Origin of the sequence: Streptomyces mesophilus (assembly GCF_011044995.1) — a bacterium.
Taxonomy (GTDB): domain Bacteria; phylum Actinomycetota; class Actinomycetes; order Streptomycetales; family Streptomycetaceae; genus Streptomyces; species Streptomyces mesophilus.
In genome coordinates this window covers 1-21,486 of sequence record NZ_JAAKZW010000142.1, presented here as the reverse complement: position 1 = coordinate 21,486, position 21,486 = coordinate 1, and the positions used below count along the sequence as shown (strand labels likewise).

The 21,486-nt window shown below is 71.7% G+C and carries 18 protein-coding genes and 1 pseudogene; 7 read left to right on the top strand and 12 right to left on the bottom strand.

What is annotated here, in order from left to right; all coding sequences use genetic code 11:
• Positions 1 to 204 precede the first annotated feature (204 nt).
• Positions 205 to 891: a hypothetical protein gene (locus G6045_RS27170; RefSeq protein WP_165334748.1), complete on the top strand. Its 687-nt coding sequence runs from the start codon at positions 205 to 207 to the stop codon at positions 889 to 891.
• An 86-nt stretch (positions 892 to 977) separates the two neighbouring features.
• Here G6045_RS27170 and G6045_RS27165 read toward each other — a convergent pair whose 3' ends face one another.
• Together G6045_RS27165 and G6045_RS27160 are read right to left on the bottom strand one after the other, a co-directional pair.
• Positions 978 to 2,096: a PadR family transcriptional regulator gene (locus G6045_RS27165; RefSeq protein WP_165334747.1), complete on the bottom strand. Its 1,119-nt coding sequence runs from the start codon at positions 2,094 to 2,096 to the stop codon at positions 978 to 980.
• Between the two features lies 1 nt (position 2,097).
• On the bottom strand, positions 2,098 to 3,036 hold the full coding sequence (locus G6045_RS27160) for a DUF4097 family beta strand repeat-containing protein (protein ID WP_165334746.1): 939 nt from the start codon (positions 3,034 to 3,036) through the stop codon (positions 2,098 to 2,100).
• Positions 3,037 to 3,271: 235 nt separating this feature from the next.
• Here G6045_RS27160 and G6045_RS41635 point away from each other — a divergent pair.
• Positions 3,272 to 4,084 (top strand): annotated as a pseudogene (locus G6045_RS41635) (hypothetical protein); the annotation flags it as partial.
• A 271-nt stretch (positions 4,085 to 4,355) separates the two neighbouring features.
• Here G6045_RS41635 and G6045_RS27155 read toward each other — a convergent pair.
• The 3 genes from G6045_RS27155 to G6045_RS27145 all read right to left on the bottom strand — a co-directional run bounded on the left by G6045_RS27155 (position 4,356) and on the right by G6045_RS27145 (position 6,561).
• Positions 4,356 to 4,535 (bottom strand): DUF6104 family protein, encoded by a 180-nt coding sequence (locus G6045_RS27155; RefSeq protein WP_003992906.1) that lies wholly within the window; start codon positions 4,533 to 4,535, stop codon positions 4,356 to 4,358.
• 104 nt (positions 4,536 to 4,639) lie between these two features.
• Entirely contained in the window at positions 4,640 to 5,908 is a 1,269-nt protein-coding gene (locus tag G6045_RS27150) for a sensor histidine kinase (RefSeq protein ID WP_165334745.1), read from the bottom strand.
• Positions 5,905 to 6,561, bottom strand: coding sequence for a response regulator transcription factor (locus tag G6045_RS27145; RefSeq protein WP_165334744.1), 657 nt, complete (start codon positions 6,559 to 6,561; stop codon positions 5,905 to 5,907). Before G6045_RS27145 ends, G6045_RS27150 begins: the two co-directional genes overlap by 4 nt.
• A 234-nt stretch (positions 6,562 to 6,795) precedes the next feature.
• Between G6045_RS27145 and G6045_RS27140 the strand changes: the two genes are divergently transcribed.
• From G6045_RS27140 to G6045_RS27125, 4 genes are read left to right on the top strand one after another with little or no spacing between them, the layout of a single operon-like run.
• A complete protein-coding gene (locus G6045_RS27140) occupies positions 6,796 to 7,314 on the top strand; it encodes a hypothetical protein (protein ID WP_165334743.1) in 519 nt (172 codons plus the stop codon).
• A complete protein-coding gene (locus tag G6045_RS27135) occupies positions 7,314 to 8,534 on the top strand; it encodes a peptidoglycan-binding protein (RefSeq protein ID WP_165334742.1) in 1,221 nt (406 codons plus the stop codon). Before G6045_RS27140 ends, G6045_RS27135 begins: the two co-directional genes overlap by 1 nt.
• A gap of 14 nt (positions 8,535 to 8,548) precedes the next feature.
• Complete coding sequence (locus G6045_RS27130) at positions 8,549 to 9,277, top strand: ABC transporter ATP-binding protein (RefSeq protein ID WP_165334741.1); 729 nt, start codon at positions 8,549 to 8,551, stop codon at positions 9,275 to 9,277.
• A complete protein-coding gene (locus G6045_RS27125; protein ID WP_165334740.1) occupies positions 9,274 to 10,512 on the top strand; it encodes an ABC transporter permease in 1,239 nt (412 codons plus the stop codon). The genes G6045_RS27130 and G6045_RS27125 overlap by 4 nt, the downstream gene beginning before the upstream one ends.
• Before the next feature lie 70 nt (positions 10,513 to 10,582).
• Here the strand turns inward: G6045_RS27125 and G6045_RS27120 are convergent, their stop codons facing one another.
• From G6045_RS27120 to G6045_RS27105, 4 genes are all read right to left on the bottom strand, one after another.
• On the bottom strand, positions 10,583 to 14,425 hold the full coding sequence (locus G6045_RS27120; RefSeq protein ID WP_165334739.1) for a multifunctional oxoglutarate decarboxylase/oxoglutarate dehydrogenase thiamine pyrophosphate-binding subunit/dihydrolipoyllysine-residue succinyltransferase subunit: 3,843 nt from the start codon (positions 14,423 to 14,425) through the stop codon (positions 10,583 to 10,585).
• Positions 14,426 to 14,710: 285 nt separating this feature from the next.
• The gene (locus tag G6045_RS27115) at positions 14,711 to 15,787 is read right to left on the bottom strand and encodes a HAMP domain-containing sensor histidine kinase (protein ID WP_165334749.1); all 1,077 of its coding nucleotides are present in this window, start codon (positions 15,785 to 15,787) and stop codon (positions 14,711 to 14,713) included.
• 251 nt (positions 15,788 to 16,038) lie between these two features.
• Complete coding sequence (locus G6045_RS27110; RefSeq protein ID WP_165334738.1) at positions 16,039 to 16,776, bottom strand: response regulator transcription factor; 738 nt, start codon at positions 16,774 to 16,776, stop codon at positions 16,039 to 16,041.
• A 139-nt stretch (positions 16,777 to 16,915) separates the two neighbouring features.
• Positions 16,916 to 17,635, bottom strand: coding sequence for a spermidine synthase family protein (locus G6045_RS27105; protein WP_165334737.1), 720 nt, complete (start codon positions 17,633 to 17,635; stop codon positions 16,916 to 16,918).
• 116 nt (positions 17,636 to 17,751) lie between these two features.
• On the opposite strand from G6045_RS27105, the gene G6045_RS27100 reads away from it, so the two are divergent.
• Positions 17,752 to 18,873: a methyltransferase gene (locus G6045_RS27100; protein WP_165334736.1), complete on the top strand. Its 1,122-nt coding sequence runs from the start codon at positions 17,752 to 17,754 to the stop codon at positions 18,871 to 18,873.
• Positions 18,874 to 18,900: 27 nt separating this feature from the next.
• Here the strand turns inward: G6045_RS27100 and G6045_RS27095 are convergent, their stop codons facing one another.
• The 3 genes from G6045_RS27095 to G6045_RS27085 form a co-directional block, all read right to left on the bottom strand.
• Positions 18,901 to 19,644 (bottom strand): SAM-dependent methyltransferase, encoded by a 744-nt coding sequence (locus G6045_RS27095; protein WP_165334735.1) that lies wholly within the window; start codon positions 19,642 to 19,644, stop codon positions 18,901 to 18,903.
• A 61-nt stretch (positions 19,645 to 19,705) separates the two neighbouring features.
• Positions 19,706 to 20,383, bottom strand: coding sequence for a GNAT family N-acetyltransferase (locus G6045_RS27090; protein ID WP_165334734.1), 678 nt, complete (start codon positions 20,381 to 20,383; stop codon positions 19,706 to 19,708).
• Between the two features lie 60 nt (positions 20,384 to 20,443).
• On the bottom strand, positions 20,444 to 21,460 hold the full coding sequence (locus tag G6045_RS27085) for an AraC family transcriptional regulator (protein ID WP_165334733.1): 1,017 nt from the start codon (positions 21,458 to 21,460) through the stop codon (positions 20,444 to 20,446).
• Positions 21,461 to 21,486: the final 26 nt, after the last annotated feature.

The window sequence follows — 21,486 nt, the reverse complement described above, 5'->3', positions numbered from 1 at the left end:
CCTGAAATACGGGGGAGAGGGCGGGCGCGAGGGAACGGAAGTGTTCCTTCCATGTCCGTGATCGGTAACGATCGCGCGGGCGAGGATGGTTCGGTGATCCGGTCGGGGCAGAATCTGCTCGCCGGTCGGGCCGAACGGGTCGGGCCAAGCAGGCGCCGGACCACGTCAGACCATGCGGCCGGCCCTAGACATCGGGGGATCACCATGCGCGCTGGCCGTACGAGCCGGAAGAGCTTCGCCCTGGGGGCCCTTGCCCTCGCCGCCCTGCTGACCACCACGGCCTGCCAGCCGGGCGAGGACGACGGGGCGGCCGGCGGGAGCAAGCCGACCGCGACCGCCTCACCGACCGAGAAGCCGTCGAAGCCCGCAGCGGACAAGCCGGGTACGCCCGCGCCCGACGCGAGCAAGGACGCCGGCTCCGGCGGCAAGGACGGCGGAGACGGCAAGGGGGGTGGTGAGAACCCGGCCGACTCGGTCTGCTCCGGCGACGGCCAGGGCCCCTACGGCGCGGTCGAGTCGGTCACCTTCGGCGGTGAGGCGCCGAACACGACACTGGGTCTTGTCCTCGGCCACTACCAGTGCGAGGGCGGCGAGACGGAGCCCACCTTCGTGCCGGACAGCGCGACCGGGGCCGCGATGGACGTCATGCTCGACGACAACCGCCTCAAGGTGGTCGTCGACGGTGACCTCGCGGACAAGCTCGGCACCACGACGCCGGACGCCAACACCTTCGTCAAGGAACTGGCGGAGCTCCAGGACAAGGGCGAGCTCGGCGGCGCCAAGTCCCCGCAGTTCTACTTCCAGTCCGACGCGCCGAACCCGGACGCCCCGGACGGGGAAGACACCAAGATCGTCTACCTGCACCAGATCGTCTTCCACATCAGCGACTAGCGGTCGGTAACTCGTGAACGGGTACGGGCGAGGACTCCAGGAGTCCTCGCCCGTACCCGCTGCCGTTCCCGTGTGCCGGTGCGGCCCTACTTCGCGTCCCGCCCCCGCAGCACGGCCCCGAGCCGCACCGCCGTGGCCGACAAGTGCCGCCGTGCCTCGGTGAGTTGCCCGGACGTCACGCCGTGATCGCGGGCCGCGTCCCGGATGTCGTCCCGGAAGCGGTCGAGCAGCCGGTCCAGATCACGCGCCGGGTCACCCGTCGACTCCTCGTGCGCCCACGCGGGTTCCTCCGCGGACGGCGGTACGTCATCGCGTACTGCCGCGTCGTCCCATACGGCCCCGTCCTCGCGTACGGCATCGGCGCCGGCGGGCTTGTCGACGTCCACGACCACACGCGGCTCGGACTCCGAGGCGGACCCGGACGGACCGGACGGCCCGGACGACTCGGACGCCCCGCTCCAGGCGCCCGGCTTGGTGAACCGGCCCAGCTCCTTCGTGATCTCCGAGAGGCCCTCGCGGAGCCCGGTCGGCCAGTCGCCCCGCTGGAAGTGGTCCTGCACCTTGTCCTGGACCGACTTCGCGATCCGCTGCATCTCCTCGCGCGCCTCGGCCTGCGCATCGCGGTGCGCGTCCTGCGCCTTCCGCCGCGCCTGATCGGCCTCCTCGCGGGCCCGCCGCGACTCGTCCTTGGCCCGCCGGGCCTGGTCCTTCCACTCCTGCTTGGCGCGCCGCAGTTCCTCCTTGGCGAGCTTCCACGACTCGTTGTCGCCGAACGCGGCCTCCCAGTCCGTACCGCGTCCGGACTTCTTCCCGGGCGAGCGTGCCTCGCCCGCCGCGGCCCGCATCTCACGCCGCAGATCGCCGGCCGCGCCGCGCACGTCGTCGCGGATCTCAGCCGCGAGCTCGGCGACGGACTCGCGGATCTCCAGCTCGAGATCGGCCAGTTCGCCGCTGCGTCCCGCCAGTTCGGCGCGGCCCGCGTCGGTGATCGAGTAGACCTTGCGGCCGCCCTCGGTGGTGTGCGTGACCAGACCCTCGGCCTCCAGCTTGGCAAGCCGCGGGTAGACGGTGCCGGCGGACGGGGCGTACAGGCCCTGGAAGCGTTCCTCGAGAAGCCTGATCACCTCGTACCCGTGGCGGGGCGCCTCGTCGAGGAGCTTGAGCAGATACAGCCGCAGCCGGCCGTGGGCGAAGACGGGAGCCATCTCAGAGCACCTTCCCGGTCGGGCCCTCACCGGAGGGCGGTGCGTCGGTCGGGGGCGTGTCCGTCGGTGCGTCAGTCCGGGGTGCCTCCGTCGGAGGTGCGTCCGTCGGAGGTGCGTCCTCGAAGCCGTCGCGGGCCGGCCGGCGCAGCAGGGCGATCGCGCCGGAGATCGTGGTGGCCTTGAGCTTGCCGCGCCCGGCGCCGAGCCGGCCGGTGATGCGCTTGGCGCCCCACTGGCCCGAGACCCGCAGGTCCTCGAAGGCGTTGGAGACGGCGCCGCTGGTCGTGTTCGCCTCGACCTCGGCGTCCGCGGGGTGCGGAAGGCGGATGGCGATCTCGCCCGAGACGCTGTTCAGGGCCACGTCCGTGGCGCGGTCCGCCGGGTCCAGGTCCACGATCATGTCGCCGCTCACGGAGTCCGCCCGTACGGACGCACCGGCGTCCACGACGGTCAGATTCCCGGATACGGAGTTGAAACGGAGCTCGCCCGTGACGGACTGGGCCTCGACATCGCCGGACACGGACTCGGCGCGCACCGGGCCGCTCAGGCTGACGAGGGCACTGTCGCCAGTGACGCCCTTGACCGTGGTGGGACCGTCGATCCCGGAGACCATCGCGCTCGCACCGACCACGCCGACCTCGACCCGGGTGCCGCTGGGCACGGCGAGCGAGACGACGGCGCGGCGCTGCCAGCCCTTGCGGTCGAGGAACTTGAGCCAGCCCTTCCAGGGCAGATCGTCATAGCCGACGGTGAGCACACCGTCCTCGTGGCCGACGATCAGCTCGGGCCCGTGCACCTCGGTGATCTCGAGGCGGGCGGAACCTTCGTCGGTCCCGACGACGTTCACCGTTCCATTGACGATGCGTACCTGCAGGGTCGTCACCGGGTCGTCGAAGGTGAGCTTCTGGGGCTCCGCGACGGTCCACGTCGACTCTGGCATGGCTGACCTCCTTCGGCCTGGGGCGGCCCCGGGGGTGTGGTCCGGGGGCGATGGACGCGCCATATCGCGTCTTCTTGTTAACACGATATATCGCGGATAGGTGAAGTCAAGGCGCGATCGCGGGCCCGAGACCTGATTTACGGGTGGGGGGCGCCCCTAGGGGGCGGGTGCCACAGTGCGCCGATCGGGCCCCCAAAGGCGCGCCAACCAGGGCAAATTCCCCTACCGTGAGGGCATGTCCGCCGATCCCGCTGCCTCCGGCGCCCTGCTCCTGTGCCGCTCCGACCCCGCCGCCGTCGGCCCCGCGGCCCAGCTGTTGCGCATTGGGGCCTCCCCTGCTCGAGCGGAGTCGAGAGCTTGGGGAAGGGTGCTGCTCGCGCAGGCCGGGCCCGAGTGGAGCGTCCTCGTTCCCGAGGGCAGGCCCTGGCTGGACGGTGCGGAGGAGGTCGACCGGGTCGCGCGCGGCTGGGCCTCGGCCCTCGCGGTCGCGACCCCGTGGCCGACGCTCGCCCTGTGGTGGGACGAGGGCGGCACCGGCTTCACGCTCGCGTCCGGCTTCCGGCGCACGGTCGGCTACGTATGGCTGGCGAACGGCACCCCCGTGGGCGAGGAGGAGGCCCTGAGCAGCTTCGTCGGGCGCCTGGGCCTCGACCCCGTACTGGATATGCAGGCCCTCGAAGCGCTCACGCGCCCCGACTCGGACGCGGACGGCCGGGCCCGGATGCTGGGGCTGCTCGCGGTGCTCGGGCGCGCGGGCCTGACGCTGCCGGCCGGGCTCGCGCCGGGGCTGCACTCGGACGAACTCCGTTCCGCGGCCGCGGCGTTGCCCGATGTGGAGCAGGTGCAGTGGACCGGGTGGCGCGAGGTGGTCAGCGCGGAGCTCGACGTGGTGGAGCGGGGGCGGCTCGGCGCCTGGATGCGGGGACCGCGGGCGCGGGCACTCGGCGGACTCCAGCTGGCCGCGGGCCTGCCTGCCGTCCTTTACGGAGTGCGCCGGCGCAGCTCCGGCTGGGCGGTGGCCGGTGCGGTGCTGCTGCTCAACGGGGCGAACCGTCGCGAGGCCGCCCGCCCGGGACCGGCCGTCGCGAGGCCGCCCGCCCGGGACCGGCCGTCGCGAGGCCGCCCGCCCGGGACTGAACCGTCGCGAGGCCGTCCGCCCGGGACTGAACCGTCGCGAGGCCGCCCGCCCGGGACCGGCCGTCGCGAGGCCGCCCGCCCGGGACCGGCCGTCGCGAGGCCGCCCGCCCGGGACCGGCCGTCGCGAGGCCGCCCGCCCGGACCTGGCCGTCGCGAGGCCGCCCGAGCCGTCGGCCGTACGGCTACTCGTCGTCCTCGTCGTCCAGGCGCGCGAGCCAGGTGGCGAGGCGCTCGACCGGCACCTCGAAGTCGGGGTTCAGGTCGACGAAGGTGCGCAGCTGCTCGGCCAGCCACTCGAAGGTGACCTCTTCCTCACCCCGCCGCTTCTCCAGCTCTTCGATGCCTCGGTCCGTGAAGTACATGGGACCAGGATAGGACGGTTGCGCAGGCCATCCGGACGGCCGCCGGGCCGCTTGCCAGGCCCCCGCGCCCGGCCCCGTACGCGACCCGCGCCCCGGACCCGCGCTCAGCCCCCGCCCGGCAGCACCACCGTCACCACGAGACCGCCCTCCGTCCGCGGCTCGGCCCGGACCTCCCCGTCGTGCGCGCCCGCGATGGAGCGCACGATCGACAGGCCGAGCCCCGCACCCTTGGCGGAGGCCACCCGTTCCGCGCCGAGGCGGCGGAACGGTTCGAAGAGGCGCGGGATCTCGTACGGGGGCACCACCGGGCCCGAGTTGGCGATCCGCAGCTCCGCCCGCCCGTCGGTCCGCACACCTGTCGTGATCTCGACCCAGCCGTCCGGGGCGGCGTTGTGCCGTACGGCGTTCTCCACCAGGTTGTGGACGAGGCGCTCAAGGAGCAGAGCGTCGCCCGCCGTCGGTGCCTCGGCCGCCGTGCTGCGCACCGTCACCCCCGCGGCGCGCGCCTGGTCCGCCACCTGTGCGACGACATGCGCGGCCATGTCCGCGAGGTCGACCGGATGCCGTTCGGTGACGGCGTTCTCGGAGTCGGCGAGCAGCAGCAGGCCCGAGATCAGGCGCTCGTGCCGGGAGTTGATCTCCAGGAGGTTCTCGCCGAGCTGTTTGACGTCCTCGGAGGCCGTACGCCGGTGCATGGCCACCTCGACCAGCGCGCGGCCGAGCGTGAGCGGGGTCCGCAGTTCGTGCGAGGCGTTGGCGACGAAGCGGCGCTGGCCGTCGAAGGAACGGTCGAGCCGCTCCACCATGGTGTCGAAGGTGTCGGCCAGCTCCTTGACCTCGTCGACGCGGCCGGTCAGCGCGATCCGCTCGTGCAGCCCGCGGTCGGCCGCGGGCGCGGCGGCGATCCGGCGCGCGGTGTCCGTGACACGGTGCAGCGGCGCGAGGACGCGGCCCGCGACCAGCCAGCCGAAGCCGGCGGCCGCACCGCCGACCACAAGGAGGGCGATACCGCCCTGGGTGAGGAGCGAGGTGGACGCGGCGTCGTCCACCCGGGCCTGCTGTGCCTTGATCCAGCGGTCGGCGGTCGCTCCGGTGAGGATGTCCCCCTCGGGGGTGATGGCGTACCGCTTCTGATCACGCGGGCCCTCGGCCTCATCCGGGGTGCGCCGCTCCTTGTCTTCGGCGTCTTCGGCCTCCCGTATGTCCTTCCCCAGCATGGAGACGAACTTCGTACCGCCACTGCGCAGTTGCTGCTGGAACAGCCCGTACGTCGTGCCGAGGAGCACGAGCCCGGCGAGCAGGAACAGCAGCCCGAAGACCAGGGTGAGACGGGTGCGCAGCGAGATGCGGGCGAGCCGCCGGGGCGCCTTCACGGGATCCGGTACCCCGCCCCGGCCACCGTCTCCACCACCTGAGGCTCACCCAGCTTGCGGCGGAGCTTGAGCACGGCGAGCCGCACCGCCCCCGTGAACGGATCGGCGTGCTCGTCCCAGGCCTTCTCCAGGAGCTGCTCCGCCGAGACCGCCGCGCCGTTGGCCCGCAGGAGTTCGGCGAGCACCGCGAACTCCTTGGGCGACAGCGGTACGTAGCGTCCGTCCCGGAACACCTCGCGGCGGGCCGGGTCCAGGGTGAGGCCCGCGCGGCGCAGCACCACGGGTGCGGCGGGCCGCGAGCGGCGGCCGAGCGCCAGGACGCGGGCGGCCAGTTCGGTGAACGCGAAAGGTTTCGTGAGGTAGTCGTCGGCGCCGAGCGTCAGGCCCTCCACCCGGTCGCGGATGTCCGCCGCCGCGGTCAGCATCAGGACCCGCGCACCCTCCTGGGCCTCGGCGAGGGCGCGGCACACGTCGTCGCCGTGCACGCCCGGCAGATCGCGGTCGAGGATCACCACGTCGTACGCGTGCACGCTCGTGCGCTCCAGGGCGGCCGCGCCGTCGTAGGCGACGTCCACCGCATGGGCCTCCTCGCGCAGCCACTGGGCTATCGCGTCGGCGAGCAGCTGTTCGTCCTCGGCCACCAGGACCCTCATGTCCGACTCCTTGTGTTGTCCGGGGACATGGTGGCCAAGGGCTTGTTTCCTCGGCGTGAGCGCAGGCTGTCAATGCTCGGACCCGCGCTCCGGAGGAATCGGCTCCCGCGCTCCGCAGGGATCGGCTCCCGCGCCCCACAGGAAACGGAAACCACCGGGAAACGCCCCGCAGCGTTGCATCGCCCTCATCTGCGGCCGTGACCGACGGCCGCGTGAGGCAAGGGAGTTGACGCGATGCGCAGGAATGCTCGCGGTGTGCTGGCGGCTCTGCCGCTGGTGCTCGCACTGGCCCTGACCGGCTGCGGCTCGGACAGCGACGGCGGCGGTGTGGCCTCGGCGAACGGGGCGAAGAAGGACGGCGCATCGGCGACGCCGTCGCTCGACCCGCAGGAACAGGGCATGAAGTTCGCGGCGTGCATGCGCGAGAACGGTGTGCCCATGGACGACCCGGAGCCCGGTCAGGGCATCCGGATGAAGCTGGACGGTTCGATACCCAAGGAGACCGTCGACAAGGCGATGGAGGCCTGCCGCAAGCACCAGCCGCAGGGTCAGGGCGGCAAGGGACCGGGCGCAGAGAAGATGCGCGAGTACGCGCAGTGCATGCGCAAGAACGGCGTCGACGCCTTCCCCGACCCCACGGACGGCGGCCTGCGGATCGGCAGGGAGATCGCCGAGGACCCGGACTTCGACAAGGCGCAAGAGGCCTGCCAGGACCTGATGGGCGGCGATCTCAAGACGCAGGGGAAGAGCTGATGGGGGAGTCCGTGGTGCAGAGCGCTGACGGGACCACCGGGCGGACCGCTGAGGAGAGCGCCGGACCGGCCGCCGAGGAGACCCCCGGACAGGCCGCCGAGGAGACCACCGGCGACGGGTTCGTCCATGCCCCGGAACCCGTCCGCCCCCGCCGCCGCCGCGGCTTCGCCCTCGCCGTGGCGGTCGCGGTGCTCGCCACCGCGGGCGCCGTCACCGCGGCCGCACTCGGCCTCGGCGGCGCCGAGCAGGGCGGGCCCGAGCGGAGCACCCTGCCGCCCGCGACGGCCGAGGTCACCCGCCAGACCCTCAAGGACACCGAGACGGTGGACGGTCAGCTCGGATACGGGGCGACGGCCACGGCCACGAGCCGCAAGCCCGGCACGCTCACCGCCGGGCCCGACACCGGCGACCGCATCACCCGCGGCAAGACGCTGTACGCGGTGGACGGTGCGCCCGTGACGCTCATGTACGGCGCCACGCCCGCGTACCGCGACCTGCGGGAGGGCGTCGAAGGGCTGGACGTCGAGCAGTTGGAGAAGAACCTGGACGCCCTCGGCTACGAGGGCTTCACCGTGGACGAGGAGTTCACCTCGGGCACGGCCGATGCCGTACGCGCATGGCAGGAGGACCGCGGCCTCGACGAGACCGGTCAAGTGCCGCTCGGCCAGGTGGTGTTCGCCGACGGGGCGGTACGGATCGACTCCCTGGCCGCCCGCAAGGGCGACGCGCTCCAGCCGGGCGCCGAGGTGCTCGCGTACACCGGGACCGAGCGCGCCGTCACCGCCGAACTCGACGCGGGCGACGAGCAGGTGGCCAAGGAGGGCGCGAAGGTCGCCGTGCGGCTGCCGGACGACAGCCTGGCCGAGGGGAAGGTCGAGGAGGTCACCACGGTGATCAAACCGGCTGAGAGCCAGGGCCAGGACCCCGAGACGAAGATCGAGGTCGTCGTCTCCTTCACCGACGCCAAGGGCCGCAAGGCGGCCGACGCGTACGCCCTGGCCGCCGTGCACGTCGACTTCACCGCCGAGACCCGCGAGGACGTCCTCACCGTGCCCGTCGCGGCGCTGCTCGCCCTCGCGGAGGGCGGGTTCGGCGTGGAGGTCGTCAAGGGCTCCACGACCTCCTATGTCCCCGTCACGACCGGTCTGTTCGCGGACGGCCGGGTGGAGATCTCCGGCGAAGGGATCGCCGCGGGCACGAAGGTCGGGGTGCCCAAGTGACGCACGGCGACCCCATGATCCTGCTTGAGCAGGTCACCAAGACGTACGCCGGCGGGGTCACGGCGCTCGACGAGGTCTGTCTGGAGATCACGGCCGGTGAACTCGTCGGCATCGTGGGCCCGTCCGGCTCCGGCAAGTCCACGATGCTCAACATCCTCGGCACCCTGGACCGGCCCACGTCAGGACAGGTGCGCATCGACGGATACGACGTGGGGGACCTGTCGGACACCGGGCTCTCCGCCCTGCGCGCGGCCCGTATCGGCTTCGTCTTCCAGCAGTTCCACCTGGCGGCGTCCACCTCGGCCTGGGACAACGTGGCCGACGGACTGCTCTACTGCGGACTCGGCGTACGCGAGCGCCGCCGCCGCGCCGCCGAGGTTCTGCGGCGGGTGGGCCTCGGCCACCGCCTGCACCACGCCCCGCACGAACTGTCCGGCGGCGAACGCCAGCGCGTCGCCATCGCCCGGGCCGTGGCCGGCGACCCGGCGCTGCTGCTCGCGGACGAACCGACGGGCGCGCTCGACTCGGTGACCGGCGCGGGCATCATGCGGCTCCTGCGCGAACTGCACACCGCCGGCACCACGGTCGTGATCATCACGCACGAGCGGGAGCTCGCCGACGGCCTGCCGCGGCAGGTACAGATGCGGGACGGACGGATCGTCGGCGAGTCGGCCGGTCCGGGTGGCCCGGGCAGCCCAGGTGGGCCGGGCGGCTCCACTGTCCTTGCGGGGGCGGCCTCATGAGCACCTCCGTACTCGACAGCCCGCGCACCACCGCCCGCCCGCCCCTGCGCCCGGCCCGGCTTCGCCCGCGCGATGTGGTCAAGGTCGGCTCCGTGGGCCTGCGCACCCGCCCCCTGCGGGCCTTCCTGTCCGCGCTCGGCATCGCCATCGGGATCGCGGCGATGGTCGCGGTGGTCGGCATCTCGGCCTCCTCGCAGGCCGGTCTCGACCGTACGCTGGCGGCGCTCGGCACCAACCTCCTGACCGCGTCACCGGGCTCGACGATGACCGGCGAGACCGCCCAACTCCCGGACTCCGCCGAGGAGATGGCGGCCCGGATCGGCCCGGTCACCTCCGTCTCCGCCATCGGCAAACTGCCGGGCGCCAAGGTCTACCGCAGCTCCAAGATCCCCGAAGTGGAGACGGGCGGCCTGTCCGCGTACGCCGCCCGCACCGACCTGCGCGCCACGACAGGGGCGGCCCTCGCGAGCGGTACGTGGCTGAACGCCGCCACCGGCCGCTACCCGGCCGTGGTCCTGGGGGCGACGGCGGCCGAACGCCTCGGCATCGGACGCGCCACCCCCGACACCCAAGTCCTCATCGGGGACCGGCTGTTCACGGTCGTCGGCATCCTCGCCCCCGCCGAGCTCGCACCCGAACTCGACACGGCCGCCCTGATCGGCTGGCCCGCGGCCACCTCCGAGCTCGGCTTCGACGGGCACGCGACGACGCTGTACGTACGGGCCGAGGACGCCGACGTGGCGGGGGTGCAGGCCGTCCTCGGCGCGACGGCCAACCCCTCGGCGCCCAACGAGGTCGACGTCTCGCGCCCTTCGGACGCCCTCGCGGCGAAGAAGGCCGCGGGCGAGGCCTTCACCGGGCTGCTGCTCGGACTCGGCGCGGTGGCCCTGCTGGTGGGCGGGGTCGGGGTGGCCAACACCATGGTCATCTCGGTCCTGGAGCGCCGCGCGGAGATCGGACTGCGGCGGTCCCTGGGGGCCACGCGCGGCCAGATCCGCACCCAGTTCCTCGCGGAGTCCCTGCTCCTGTCCGCCCTCGGCGGCCTGGGCGGCGCGCTGCTCGGGGTGGCGGTCACCGGCGGCTACGCCGTCTACCAGGGCTGGCCGGTCACGGTCCCGCTGTGGGCCGGGGTGGGCGGCGTCCTGGCCACGCTCGTGATCGGCGCACTGGCCGGCCTCTATCCCGCCGTACGGGCTTCGCGCCTGGCGCCTACGGAGGCGCTGGCGGGGAGGTAGAGCAGCACACGCCAAGGGGCCGCACTCTCCGTGGAGAGTGCGGCCCCTTCAGCCGTATGAACTGTCGAGGCTACGCCTCGAACACCTCGGCCATCAGCTGCTCCTGCTCGGCCTGGTGGCGCTTGGCCGAACCCACCGCCGGGGACGAGCCGTGCGGACGCGAGATGCGGCGCAGGCGCTCGTCGTGCGGGATGTCCGCGCCGACGGCCAGGTCCAGGTGGTCGATCAGGTTGAGCGCGATGAAGGGCCACGCACCCTGGTTCGCCGGCTCCTCCTGGGCCCAGATGTACTTCGCGGCGTTCGGGAACTTCGCGATCTCCGCCTGGAGTTCGGCACCCGGCAGCGGGTACAGACGCTCGATGCGGATGATCGCGGTGTCCGTGATGCCGCGCTTCTGACGCTCGGCCTCGAGGTCGTAGTAGACCTTGCCCGCGCAGAAGACCACCTTGCGGACCGCCGCCGGGTCGACGTACGAGTCGCCGATGACCGGGCGGAAGCCGCCCGTCGTGAACTCGTCCGCCTTCGACGCCGCGGCCTTCAGACGCAGCATCGACTTCGGCGTGAAGACGACCAGCGGCTTGTGGTGCGGGTTGTGGACCTGCCAGCGAAGGAGGTGGAAGTAGTTCGACGGGAGCGTCGGCATCGCGACCGTCATGTTGTCCTGCGCGCACATCTGCAGGAAGCGCTCCGGGCGGGCGGACGAGTGGTCCGGGCCCTGGCCCTCGTAGCCGTGCGGGAGCAGCAGCGTCACACCGGAGTGCTGGCCCCACTTCTGCTCGGCCGAGGAGATGAACTCGTCGACGACGGTCTGCGCGCCGTTGACGAAGTCACCGAACTGCGCCTCCCACATGACGAGCGCCTCGGGACGGGCCAGCGAGTAGCCGTACTCGAAGCCCATCGCCGCGTACTCGGAGAGCAGCGAGTCGTACACGTTGTAGCGCGCCTGGTCCTCGGAGAGGTACAGGAGCGGCGTGTAGTCCTCGCCGGTCTCGCGGTCGATGAGGACCGCGTGACGCTGGCCGAAGGTGCCACGGCGCGAGTCCTGGCCCGCGAGCCGGACCGGGACGCCCTCCAGGAGGAGGGAGCCGATGGCGAGGGTCTCGCCCATGCCCCAGTCGATCGTGCCGTCCTCGACCATGGCCGCGCGGCGCTGCAGCTGGGGCAGCAGACGCGGGTGGACCGTGATCGTGTCGGGGATGTTGACCTGGGACTCGGCGATCCGCTTGACGACCTCCTGCGAGACCGCGGTGGTCAGCGTGACCGGGAACTCGGCCTCGGTGTCCGGGACCTCGGTCGGCGCCGGGTGCGAGGTGGCCTCGCGGACCTCGGTGAAGACCTTCTCGAGCTGGCCCTGGTAGTCCTGCAGCGCCTGCTCGGCCTCTTCGAGCGTGATGTCGCCGCGGCCGATGAGGGACTCGGTGTAGAGCTTGCGCACCGAGCGCTTCTTGTCGATCAGGTCGTACATCAGCGGCTGCGTGAACGCCGGGTTGTCCGACTCGTTGTGACCGCGGCGGCGGTAGCAGATGAGGTCGATGACGACGTCCTTGTTGAACGCCTGGCGGAACTCGAAGGCCAGTCGGGCAACACGGACGACGGCCTCGGGGTCGTCGCCGTTCACGTGGAAGATCGGCGCCTCGATCATGCGCGCCACGTCGGTCGCGTACATCGAGGAACGCGAGGACTCCGGCGCGGCGGTGAAGCCGACCTGGTTGTTGATGACGATGTGGACCGTGCCGCCGGTGCGGTAGCCGCGCAGCTGCGACATGTTGAGCGTCTCGGCGACCACACCCTGGCCGGCGAAGGCCGCGTCGCCGTGGATGGCGACGGGCAGGACCGTGAAGTCCGTGCCGCCCTTGTTGATGATGTCCTGCTTGGCGCGCGCGACGCCTTCGAGGACCGGGTCCACGGCTTCGAGGTGCGAGGGGTTCGCGACCAGGGAGACCTTGATCTGCTCGCCGTCGAGACCGGTGAAGGTGCCGCCGGCGCCCAGGTGGTACTTCACGTCGCCGGAGCCGTGCATCGACTTCGGGTCGAGGTTGCCCTCGAACTCGCGGAAGATCTGCGCGTACGACTTGCCGACGATGTTGGCGAGGACGTTGAGGCGGCCGCGGTGGGCCATGCCGATGACGACCTCGTCCAGACGCGACTCGGCGGCCGAGTCGATCACGGCGTCGAGCAGCGGGATGACGGACTCGCCGCCCTCCAGGGAGAAGCGCTTCTGGCCGACGTACTTCGTCTGCAGGAAGGTCTCGAAGGCCTCGGCGGCGTTCAGGCGGCGCAGGATGCGCAGCTGCTCCTCGCGCTCCGGCTTGGAGTGCGGGCGCTCGATGCGGTCCTGCAGCCACTTGCGCTGCTTCGGGTCCTGGATGTGCATGAACTCCAGGCCGGTGGTGCGGCAGTAGGAGTCGCGCAGGACGCCGAGGATGTCGCGCAGCTTCATCATCGACTTGCCGGCGAAGCCGCCGACCGCGAACTCGCGCTCCAGGTCCCACAGCGTGAGCCCGTGCTCGGTGATGTCCAGGTCGGGGTGCTTGCGCTGGCGGTACTCCAGCGGGTCCGTGTCGGCCATGACATGGCCGCGCACCCGGTAGGAGTGGATCAGCTCGAAGACCCGGGCGGCCTTGGTGACGTCGTCGTCGTGCGAGGCGTCGATGTCCTTGAGCCAGCGGACCGGCTCGTAAGGGATCCGCAGCGCCTTGAAGATCTGGTCGAAGAACTCGTCCTCGCCGAGCAGCAGGTTCGCGACGATACGGAGGAACTCGCCGGAGGCGGCGCCCTGGATGACGCGGTGGTCGTACGTCGAGGTGAGGGTCATCACCTTGGCGATGCCCAGCTTGTTCAGGGTGTCCTGCGAGGTGCCCTGGAACTCGGCCGGGTAGTCCATCGAGCCGACGCCCATGATCACGGACTGGCCGGACATCAGACGCGGCACGGAGTGGACGGTGCCGAGGCCGCCGGGGTTCGTCAGCGAGCAGGTGACGCCCGTGAAGTCCTCCATCGTCAGCTTGCCGTTGCGGGCACGGCGGACGATGTCCTCGTAGGCCTGCCAGAACTCGAAGAAGTTCAGCGTCTCGGCCTTCTTGATGCCCGCCACCACGAGCTGGCGGTCACCGTTCGACTTCACCAGGTCGATGGCCAGACCGAAGTTGATGTGCTCCGGCTTGACCAGGGTCGGCTTGCCGTCCTTGACCGCGTAGTGCCAGTTCATCGACGGCATGGCCTTGATGGCCTGCACCATCGCGTACCCGATGAGGTGCGTGAAGGAGACCTTCCCGCCGCGGGCGCGCTTGAGGTGGTTGTTGATGACGATGCGGTTGTCGAAGAGCAGCTTCACCGGGACGGCGCGCACCGAGGTCGCGGTGGGCACCTCCAGGGAGGCGTCCATGTTCTTCGCCACAGCGGCGGCGGGGCCGCGCAGGGTGATCAGCTCGGGACCCTCGCCCGCGGGAGCCTCCTGCTTGGCGGCCGGCTTCGCGGCGGGTGCGGGCTTGGCGGGCGCGGCAGCCTGGGCCGCGGGCTTCGCCTGGGCGGGAGCCGGGACCGGGGCCTGCGCCGCCGGAGCGGCTGCCTGCGCCGGGGCGGCCGGGGCCTGGGCCGCGGCGGCCGGAGCCTGCGCGGCGGGCGCCGAGGTGCCTGCGGGAGCGCTCGGAGCCGGAGCCGTGCTGCTCACAGCCCCCGCGGCTGTGGCAGAGGCGGAGCTCTCCGTCTTGAGCGGGGCGGCGGCATTGCCGCCCGGCTTGTAGTCGGCGAAGAAGTCCCACCAGGCACGGTCTACCGAATTCGGGTCCTGGAGGTACTGCTGATAGATCTCGTCGACGAGCCACTCATTGGGTCCGAACGCGGCGGCAGGGTTCTTTCCCTGCCCCGCTTGATCGGTCGTGGTGCTCGAGTTACTGGGGGACTGTGGCGACACGGCGGTAACCGCCCTCTTCCGCTTCACAAGGTGATGGACAGCGGGAATAAAGGCTACGCCTCCCGGGCCGAGAGGTGCAGACCGGGCGGGCCTTCCGTCACGTAAGTCACATCACAAGGCGTGTTTCGGGGCGGGAAATGGCGGGAAACAAGCGAGGTTCCGCTCCGTGCCGGGCAGCGGAAGCCCCGGCTGCGACCCCCACGGCTCGCACCCTTGACTGACAGCACAACGATCAGGCGAACCGGGTACCCGAAGTTCGAAGATCTTGCGCGCCCGTTTCGAACCCTACGTCAACTCCGCACGCGTCCGGTGCCCCGGAAGGCTGACCTGAATCCGGCAGCCCCGAGCGGATTCGGCCACGCCGATCCGGCCACCGTGCAGATCGACGGCCCAGCGCGCGATGGCCAGGCCGAGACCCGTACCGCCGTCGCTGGACTTCTTGTCGGCGTGGCTGCCGCGGTTGAACCGCTCGAAGACGCGGTGCCACTCGGAGCGCGGGATTCCGGGGCCCTCGTCGAGCACCTCGAGCTCCAGGGAGTCCGGCGCCTCGCCGCGGCGGGCGCGGACCGTGACCCGGCCGTGCGGGGGCGAGTGCTTGACCGCGTTGTCGATCAGGTTGGCGACGACCTGGTGGAGGCGTTCGGCGTCCGCGTGCGCGGTCAGCTCGGGCGGGGTCACGTCCAGATGCAGATGGACATCGGTACGGGTGTGCCGGCCGGAGCCCGACGGCATGCCGCGGCGCTGCGAGGCGACCATGTTGGCCTCCTTCAGGACGCCGGAGAGGTACGGCCACACCTCGAAGCGCCGGGCGTGCAGCTGGTCCACGCCGTGGTCGAGACGGGAGAGGTCGAGCAGGGTCTCGACGAGCCGGCCGAGGCGCTCCGTCTGCTTGAGCGCGGTCCGCATGGTCTCGGGGTCGGCGGCCGAGACGCCGTCGACCACGTTCTCCAGGACGGCGCGCAGCGCGGCGATCGGGGTGCGCAGCTCGTGCGAGACGTTGGCCACGAGCTCCTTGCGGTGCTGGTCCTGGGCTTCCAGGTCGTCGGCCATGCGGTTGATCGTCTGGGCGAGGTCGCCGAGCTCGTCACGGCGGTCGGCGCCGACGACGCGGCGGGTGTAGTCGCCGTGCGAGATGGAGCGGGCGACCGTCGTCATCTCGTCCAGCGGCGCGGTCAGCGAGTGCGCCACGAACTGGGTGATCAGAAGGGTCGCGATCACCGAGAAGACCGTGATGAAGCGCAGCTCCGTCTTGGTCTGTATGGCGATCATCAGCAGGCCGGTGGTGATCAGGACGGAGATCACCACGAGCGTGCCGAGCTTGGTCTTGATGGAGTACGGCCGCAGATCCTGCAGCGACGCCATCAGCCGGGCCGGCAGCCGCCCCTCGCGGGCGTGCCCGGTGGCCGCGGCACGGCGGTGCACGGACTCGGCCCTGCGCTCGAGCCGCTCGGCCCGCAGGCCCAGGGTCTCGGAGCGGCGGCGCCGGGCGCCGGACCACCACAGGAGCAGGTGTGACCACCACAGCAGGGCGGTCGCCCACGGGCGCTTCATGACGCCTCTCCAGAGGTCGCGTGCGTACGAGCCGCTCGTGCCGCGGGAGCCGGCCGCGCCGCTCATGGCGTCGGCGTCTCCAGTGCGTACCCGACCCCGTGCACCGTACGGATCCGCTCGGCGCCGATCTTGCGGCGCAGCGCCTTGATGTGGCTGTCGACGGTCCGGGTGCCGGAGGCGTCCGCCCAGTCCCACACCTCGGCGAGCAGCTGCTCACGCGAGAGCACGGCGCGCGGGGTGTTCGCCAGGCAGACCAGGAGATCGAACTCGGTCGGCGTGAGGTGCACGTCCTCGCTGCGCACGCGGACGCGGCGCTGAGCGTGGTCGATCTCCAGCTCCCCGAGCCGGAGTATCCCGGAGCGCGGGGTGGTCGCGGCGAGCGCGGCCCGCTCGACGCGGCGAAGGAGCACGTGCACGCGCGCCGCCAACTCCCGCATGGAGAAAGGCTTCGTCATGTAGTCGTCCGCCCCGACCCCGAGCCCGACCAGCATGTCGGTCTCGTCGTCACGCGCGGTCAGCATCAGCACCGGCACCGGCCGCGACGCCTGGACGCGGCGGCAGACCTCGAGGCCGTCGAAGCCCGGCAGCATGATGTCGAGGATCAGCAGATCGGGCTGCCAGGCCTCGGCGGTGTCGACCGCCGCGGGCCCGTCCGACGCCGTCTGCACTAGGAAACCCTCGGCACGCAGCCGGGCGCTGATCGCGTCGACGATCGTGGCGTCGTCCTCGACCACCAGGACCCGTCGCTGGGCGCCCGGCGTGGCAGCCGTGCCGTTGTGGGAGGTGTGTGTCTGCTCCATGGCCCGCCCCTGGGATACGCCTTCGTTGTCCGTCGCTGCTCCGACGCGTGAGCTTTGCGCAGAACCCGTGACTCCGGTGTCCCTCGCGCAAAGATCCGCGTTGTCGGTCAGCAGCGTACGGGCAGTTACACCGCCTCGGCTATGCGGCCCTGATGGCGAGATGGACCACGTCCGGGACGCCGCGGACAACGGGGATCTCTTCCGTACGTACGTTGCTGAATCCGGCATTCCGCAACGACTCTTCGAAATCCACGGACGGCTGGGCGGACCAAATGGCAAGAATCCCACCGGAGTTGAGCATCTCGCGACAGGCTTCGAGCCCTTGCGGAGAGTAAAGGGAGTGGTTTCCCTCGGTAACCGTCCAGTCCGGGCCGTTGTCGATGTCGAGACAGAGTGCGTCGTATCTCTCATTGCCGCCGTGGATGTACGCGACGAGGTCGGCCTGGATGATCCGGGTGCGCTCGTCGTCGAGCGCCTCGCCGGAAATGTCATGCAGCGGCCCGTTTTGATGCCATTCGATGATGGCCTGCTCGCGCTCCACGACATCGATCCGCCCCCACCGCCCGTCGGCGGCGGCGTGCACGAGCGAGAAACCGACACCGAGCCCTCCGATCAGAACAGAGGGCTCGCCGCGGTCCTCGGGGAGCGCGTCCCGCGCGGCATCGACGAGCAGGCGCTCGGAGCGTCCGTCGGAGGTGTCCATCAGAAAGACACCGTTGGCGATGATCTGCAGCAGATCGCCATGGCGTCGCAGAACGACCTCTCCGTAGGGCCCGTCGCGCCGGTCGAGCACGACGGGCTCTTCGCTGGGCGCGGCTTTGGTTCCGGTCCGGTCGAGATTTTCGTACGTGGCGTGCATGGGGCCATTCTGTTGCACGGGCCCTTGTGGCGGGGCGGTGCACGGTGTGCAGGGCGGCGCCGCCCGTCGGCAGCAAATATCCTGACCCCACCCACCCGCCGACCCGAGAGGCCCCCGTGTCCATCAGCTGGACCCCGGACGACGGCGAGGTGCGCTCCGCCCGTTGGATCTCGGACGGCGGCGCCCCCGCGCCGCGTCGTGTCGTCACCGCCGACAGTCGGATCGGTGTGGCGGCCGCGTACCGCCATATCTGCGAAGGCACCGCGCTCCTGTGGAGCGGCGACTACCCGTCGGCGCGGCAACTGCTCGCCTCGCTCGGCAAGCGGGCCGAGCCGCGCAGGCAGCCCAAGGCGGACACGCTCACCGAGGCGTTCCACCTCCAGCGCCGCGAACAGGCCCGGCGCACCCGCATCCTGAGCCTGCTGCTCGTCCCGTACGAGGACGGCTGGACGATTCCGCTCAAGCGCGCGCCCGAGGTCGCCGAGGCCTGCGAGCAGGCGTACGGGGAGTTCGGGGACGGTCTTGCGGCCGGTTCGCTGCGGGAGCTGCTCGGTGTCGTCGGGGCGTATGAATGGCGCCGCAAGGGGGTGGAGATCCCGGTGCTCGGTGGGGACCGGATCCATCCGCACTACGGGGTGTTCTCGCCGGTCCGTGGCGAGTACCTGGACCTGGCCGCCGATGCCCGGCTCCGGGCGCCGCGCGTCGCGTTCGACATCGGCACGGGCACGGGTGTGCTCGCGGCGCTGCTCGCCCGGCGCGGTGTGGGCCGGGTCGTCGCCACCGACCTGGACCCGCGCGCGGTGGCCTGCGCCCGCGAGAACGTGGACCGGCTCGGCGTCGGCGCCCAAGTCGACGTACAGCAGGCCGACTTGTTCCCCAAGGGCCGCGCCGACCTTATCGTCTGCAATCCGCCCTGGCTGCCCGCCCGTCCACGGACCCGTCTCGACCATGCGGTCTACGACCCGGACAGCAGCTTCCTGCGCCGCTTCCTGGCCGAACTCCCGGAGCATCTCGAACCCGGCGGCGAGGCCTGGCTGCTCATCTCCGACCTGGGCGAACGCCTCGGCCTGCGCGGCGAGTCGGAGCTCGCCGACGCGATCGAGGCGGCCGGTCTCGAAGTGACCGGCCGCGAGACGACCAGGCCTCGCCACGGACGTGCGAACGATCGCGACGATCCGCTGTACGAGGCGCGGTCGAAGGAGATCACCTCGCTGTGGAGGCTGGCCGTCCGGTCTTAGCAACGGACTCACTGCGTGGGAACGGGCTCACTCCGCGCGCCGCAGCACCATCGTCACGAAACCGAGGGTCCCGCGGTAACCCCGCAGCCACTCGGTGCGGTGCTGCACGGCCGCCGCGGCGGCGTCCTTCGCGTCCGGGTCCTCGGGGTGGTCGAGGGCCCAGCGGGCCAGGGTCCCGGTCCAGGACCACTCGTAGTCGTCCCATTCGGCGAGCGTGCTGACATGGGCGTACGTGGGGACCCAGCCGGCCTCGGTGACGCGGTCCACGGTGGTGGCGAGATCGGCGAACTCATCGGCGGAGAAGCCCACTTCGAGGGTCGCCGCGCCGGGCTCGCGCTCCCAGAAGCCGTCGCCGATCAGCACGCTGCCACCCTCGGCCAGCTTCTGGCCCGCGGCTTCGAGGGTGGGCAGCAGACCGCCGAAGGCGTGGGTCGCGCCGACGCACATGACGAGGTCGTACGGCTGGGGCGCGCCGAATCCGGCCGCGTCCGCGAGATGCAGATCGACCCGCCCGCTCAGGCCGGCCTCCTCGATCCAGGACCAGCCGCGCGTGAGGGCCGCCTCGCTCACGTCGACGCCGTCGCCCCGCACCCCGGGCCGTCCGCCCGCCGCCCGTACGAGCCAGGCCGCCTCTCCGCAGCCGAGGTCGAGCACCCGCTCGTCGCCGCGCGGCAGGGCGCGCGTGAGCAGACGGTCGACGGAACTGTCGTGCAGGGGTGCCGCGATGGGGTGGTCGCCGTGGGCGATTGCGCTGATCTTCTGCCGGTCCATGGGACGGCATCCTGCCCCGGAGCGCGCGCCGCGTCGACGCGTTTACCTGATGTCGAGGCGTTTACGTGATCTTGTCCGAACCGGTCCCGACGAACTTCGCGTTCGTCAGCGGCGCCACGATCCGCCAGCCCACCGCCTCGTACAGCAGACGGCCCTGCGGCGTGCAGGCGAGGACGGCGCGCGTGGAGCCCTCGGCGCGGGCCGCCACGTGCAGGGTGTGCATGACGATCCGGCCCAGGCCTCGGCGTTGGTGCTGCTCGGCGGTCTCGATCTGATCGGCCACCGCGCACGCCCCGACCGGCGCGATCTGCCCGCGTGCGGCGAACGAGCCGTCGGTGTCGGTGAGCAGGACGCGGACGACGCCGCCGCGAGTCCAGGTGTGCATCACGTAACCGTCCGGAACCTCGGGCACGGGCGCCGGCTTGAGCTCCGTGACCATCAGGTAGTCGCCCGCCCCGTACGGCTCCCAGCCCGGCGCGAGCCAGGGATGCACCCGATCCGGGTCGGCGAAGACCTTGAGATGGACGCCCAGGCCGCGCGAGGACTCGGTGACCTTGCGGACATCGGCTTCGAGCACATCGTCGTTGGTGGCGGACAGGACGTGCCGGCCGACGTGCATGGGAAAGCCGCCATGGATGGTGTAGCCCCACGGCTCGGGAATCGGCGGGGTGGTGCCGCGCGACACGACCCAGCCGTCCACCCATTCCCGTACGTTCACGTCCTCGTTCGTGCGCTCCATGGGCCCTCCCCGCTCTCTGCGCCCCAGCTGGATGTAATGACTGAAGCTGTTGATTGGATATTACGCAGACGGGGTGGGGTGCTGGTCGCCGGGGGTGATTCTTTGCCGCATCGTGATCGCGGAGGTGGGCATGGGTGCGGGGTCCGGAGTGCGGCGGTACCGGCCGGGAGGCACGCCGTACGTCCGCTTGAAGGCCGCGGCGAACGCGAACTCCGACGCGTAACCCACCTGCGTGGCAAGGGACTTCAGCGGTGCGTCGGTGGACTGCAGGAGCCGCGCCGAGAGGGTCATCCGCCACCAGGTGAGATACGTCAGCGGCGGCTGCCCGGTCAGCGCCGCGAAACGACGGGCGAACGGCGCCCGCGAGAGCCCGGCACGGCCGGCGAGCGAGGCTACGGTCCAAGGGTCGCCCGGTGCACCGTGGATCGCGTCGAGGGCGGCGGTGATCTGCGGGTCGTTGAGCGCGGCGGCCCAGCCGGCGGGGCCCCCGTGAGGGGGCTGCTCGGCGAACCAGATGCGCAGGATGTACAGGAGCAGCGTCTCCAGGAGCGCGGGCACCGCCGCGTCGCTGCCGAGACGCGGGCGGCCGAGCTCGGACGCCAGCAGATCGACGGCTGAACGCAGTTCGCTCCCGCGCCCGTCGTCGGCCGGCAGATGGATCCGCTCGGGCAGGCCGAGCAGCAGCGGGTGGGTGCGCCGAGGGTCCAGCTGGTAGGTCCCGCAGAGGATGACGGTGGCCGGGCCGCTGCCTCCGGTCGGGTCGACGCGGTCGAAGGCGTACGGGGTGGAGTGGCGCGGGTCGTCCGGCGCGCAGGCGGGCGCGGGCACGAAGGTGTCGAGGCTGTCGGCCAGGGTGTGGCCGCTGCCGTGAGGCATCAACAGCACGTCACCCGCGGCGAGTCGGACGGGTTCCCCGTCGGGCGGCAGCAGCAGGCAGGAGCCTTCGAGCACGATCTGGAACCCGGCCGAACCGGGCACGGACGCGAACTCCTGGGCCCAGGGGGCGTGCCAGCGCACATGGGCCGCGCGCGGGCGGCCGGTCCGGAGCACGGCGAGTACATCGCTGAGTACGTCCACGCGGGGAGCGTACGGGTGGGGGAGGG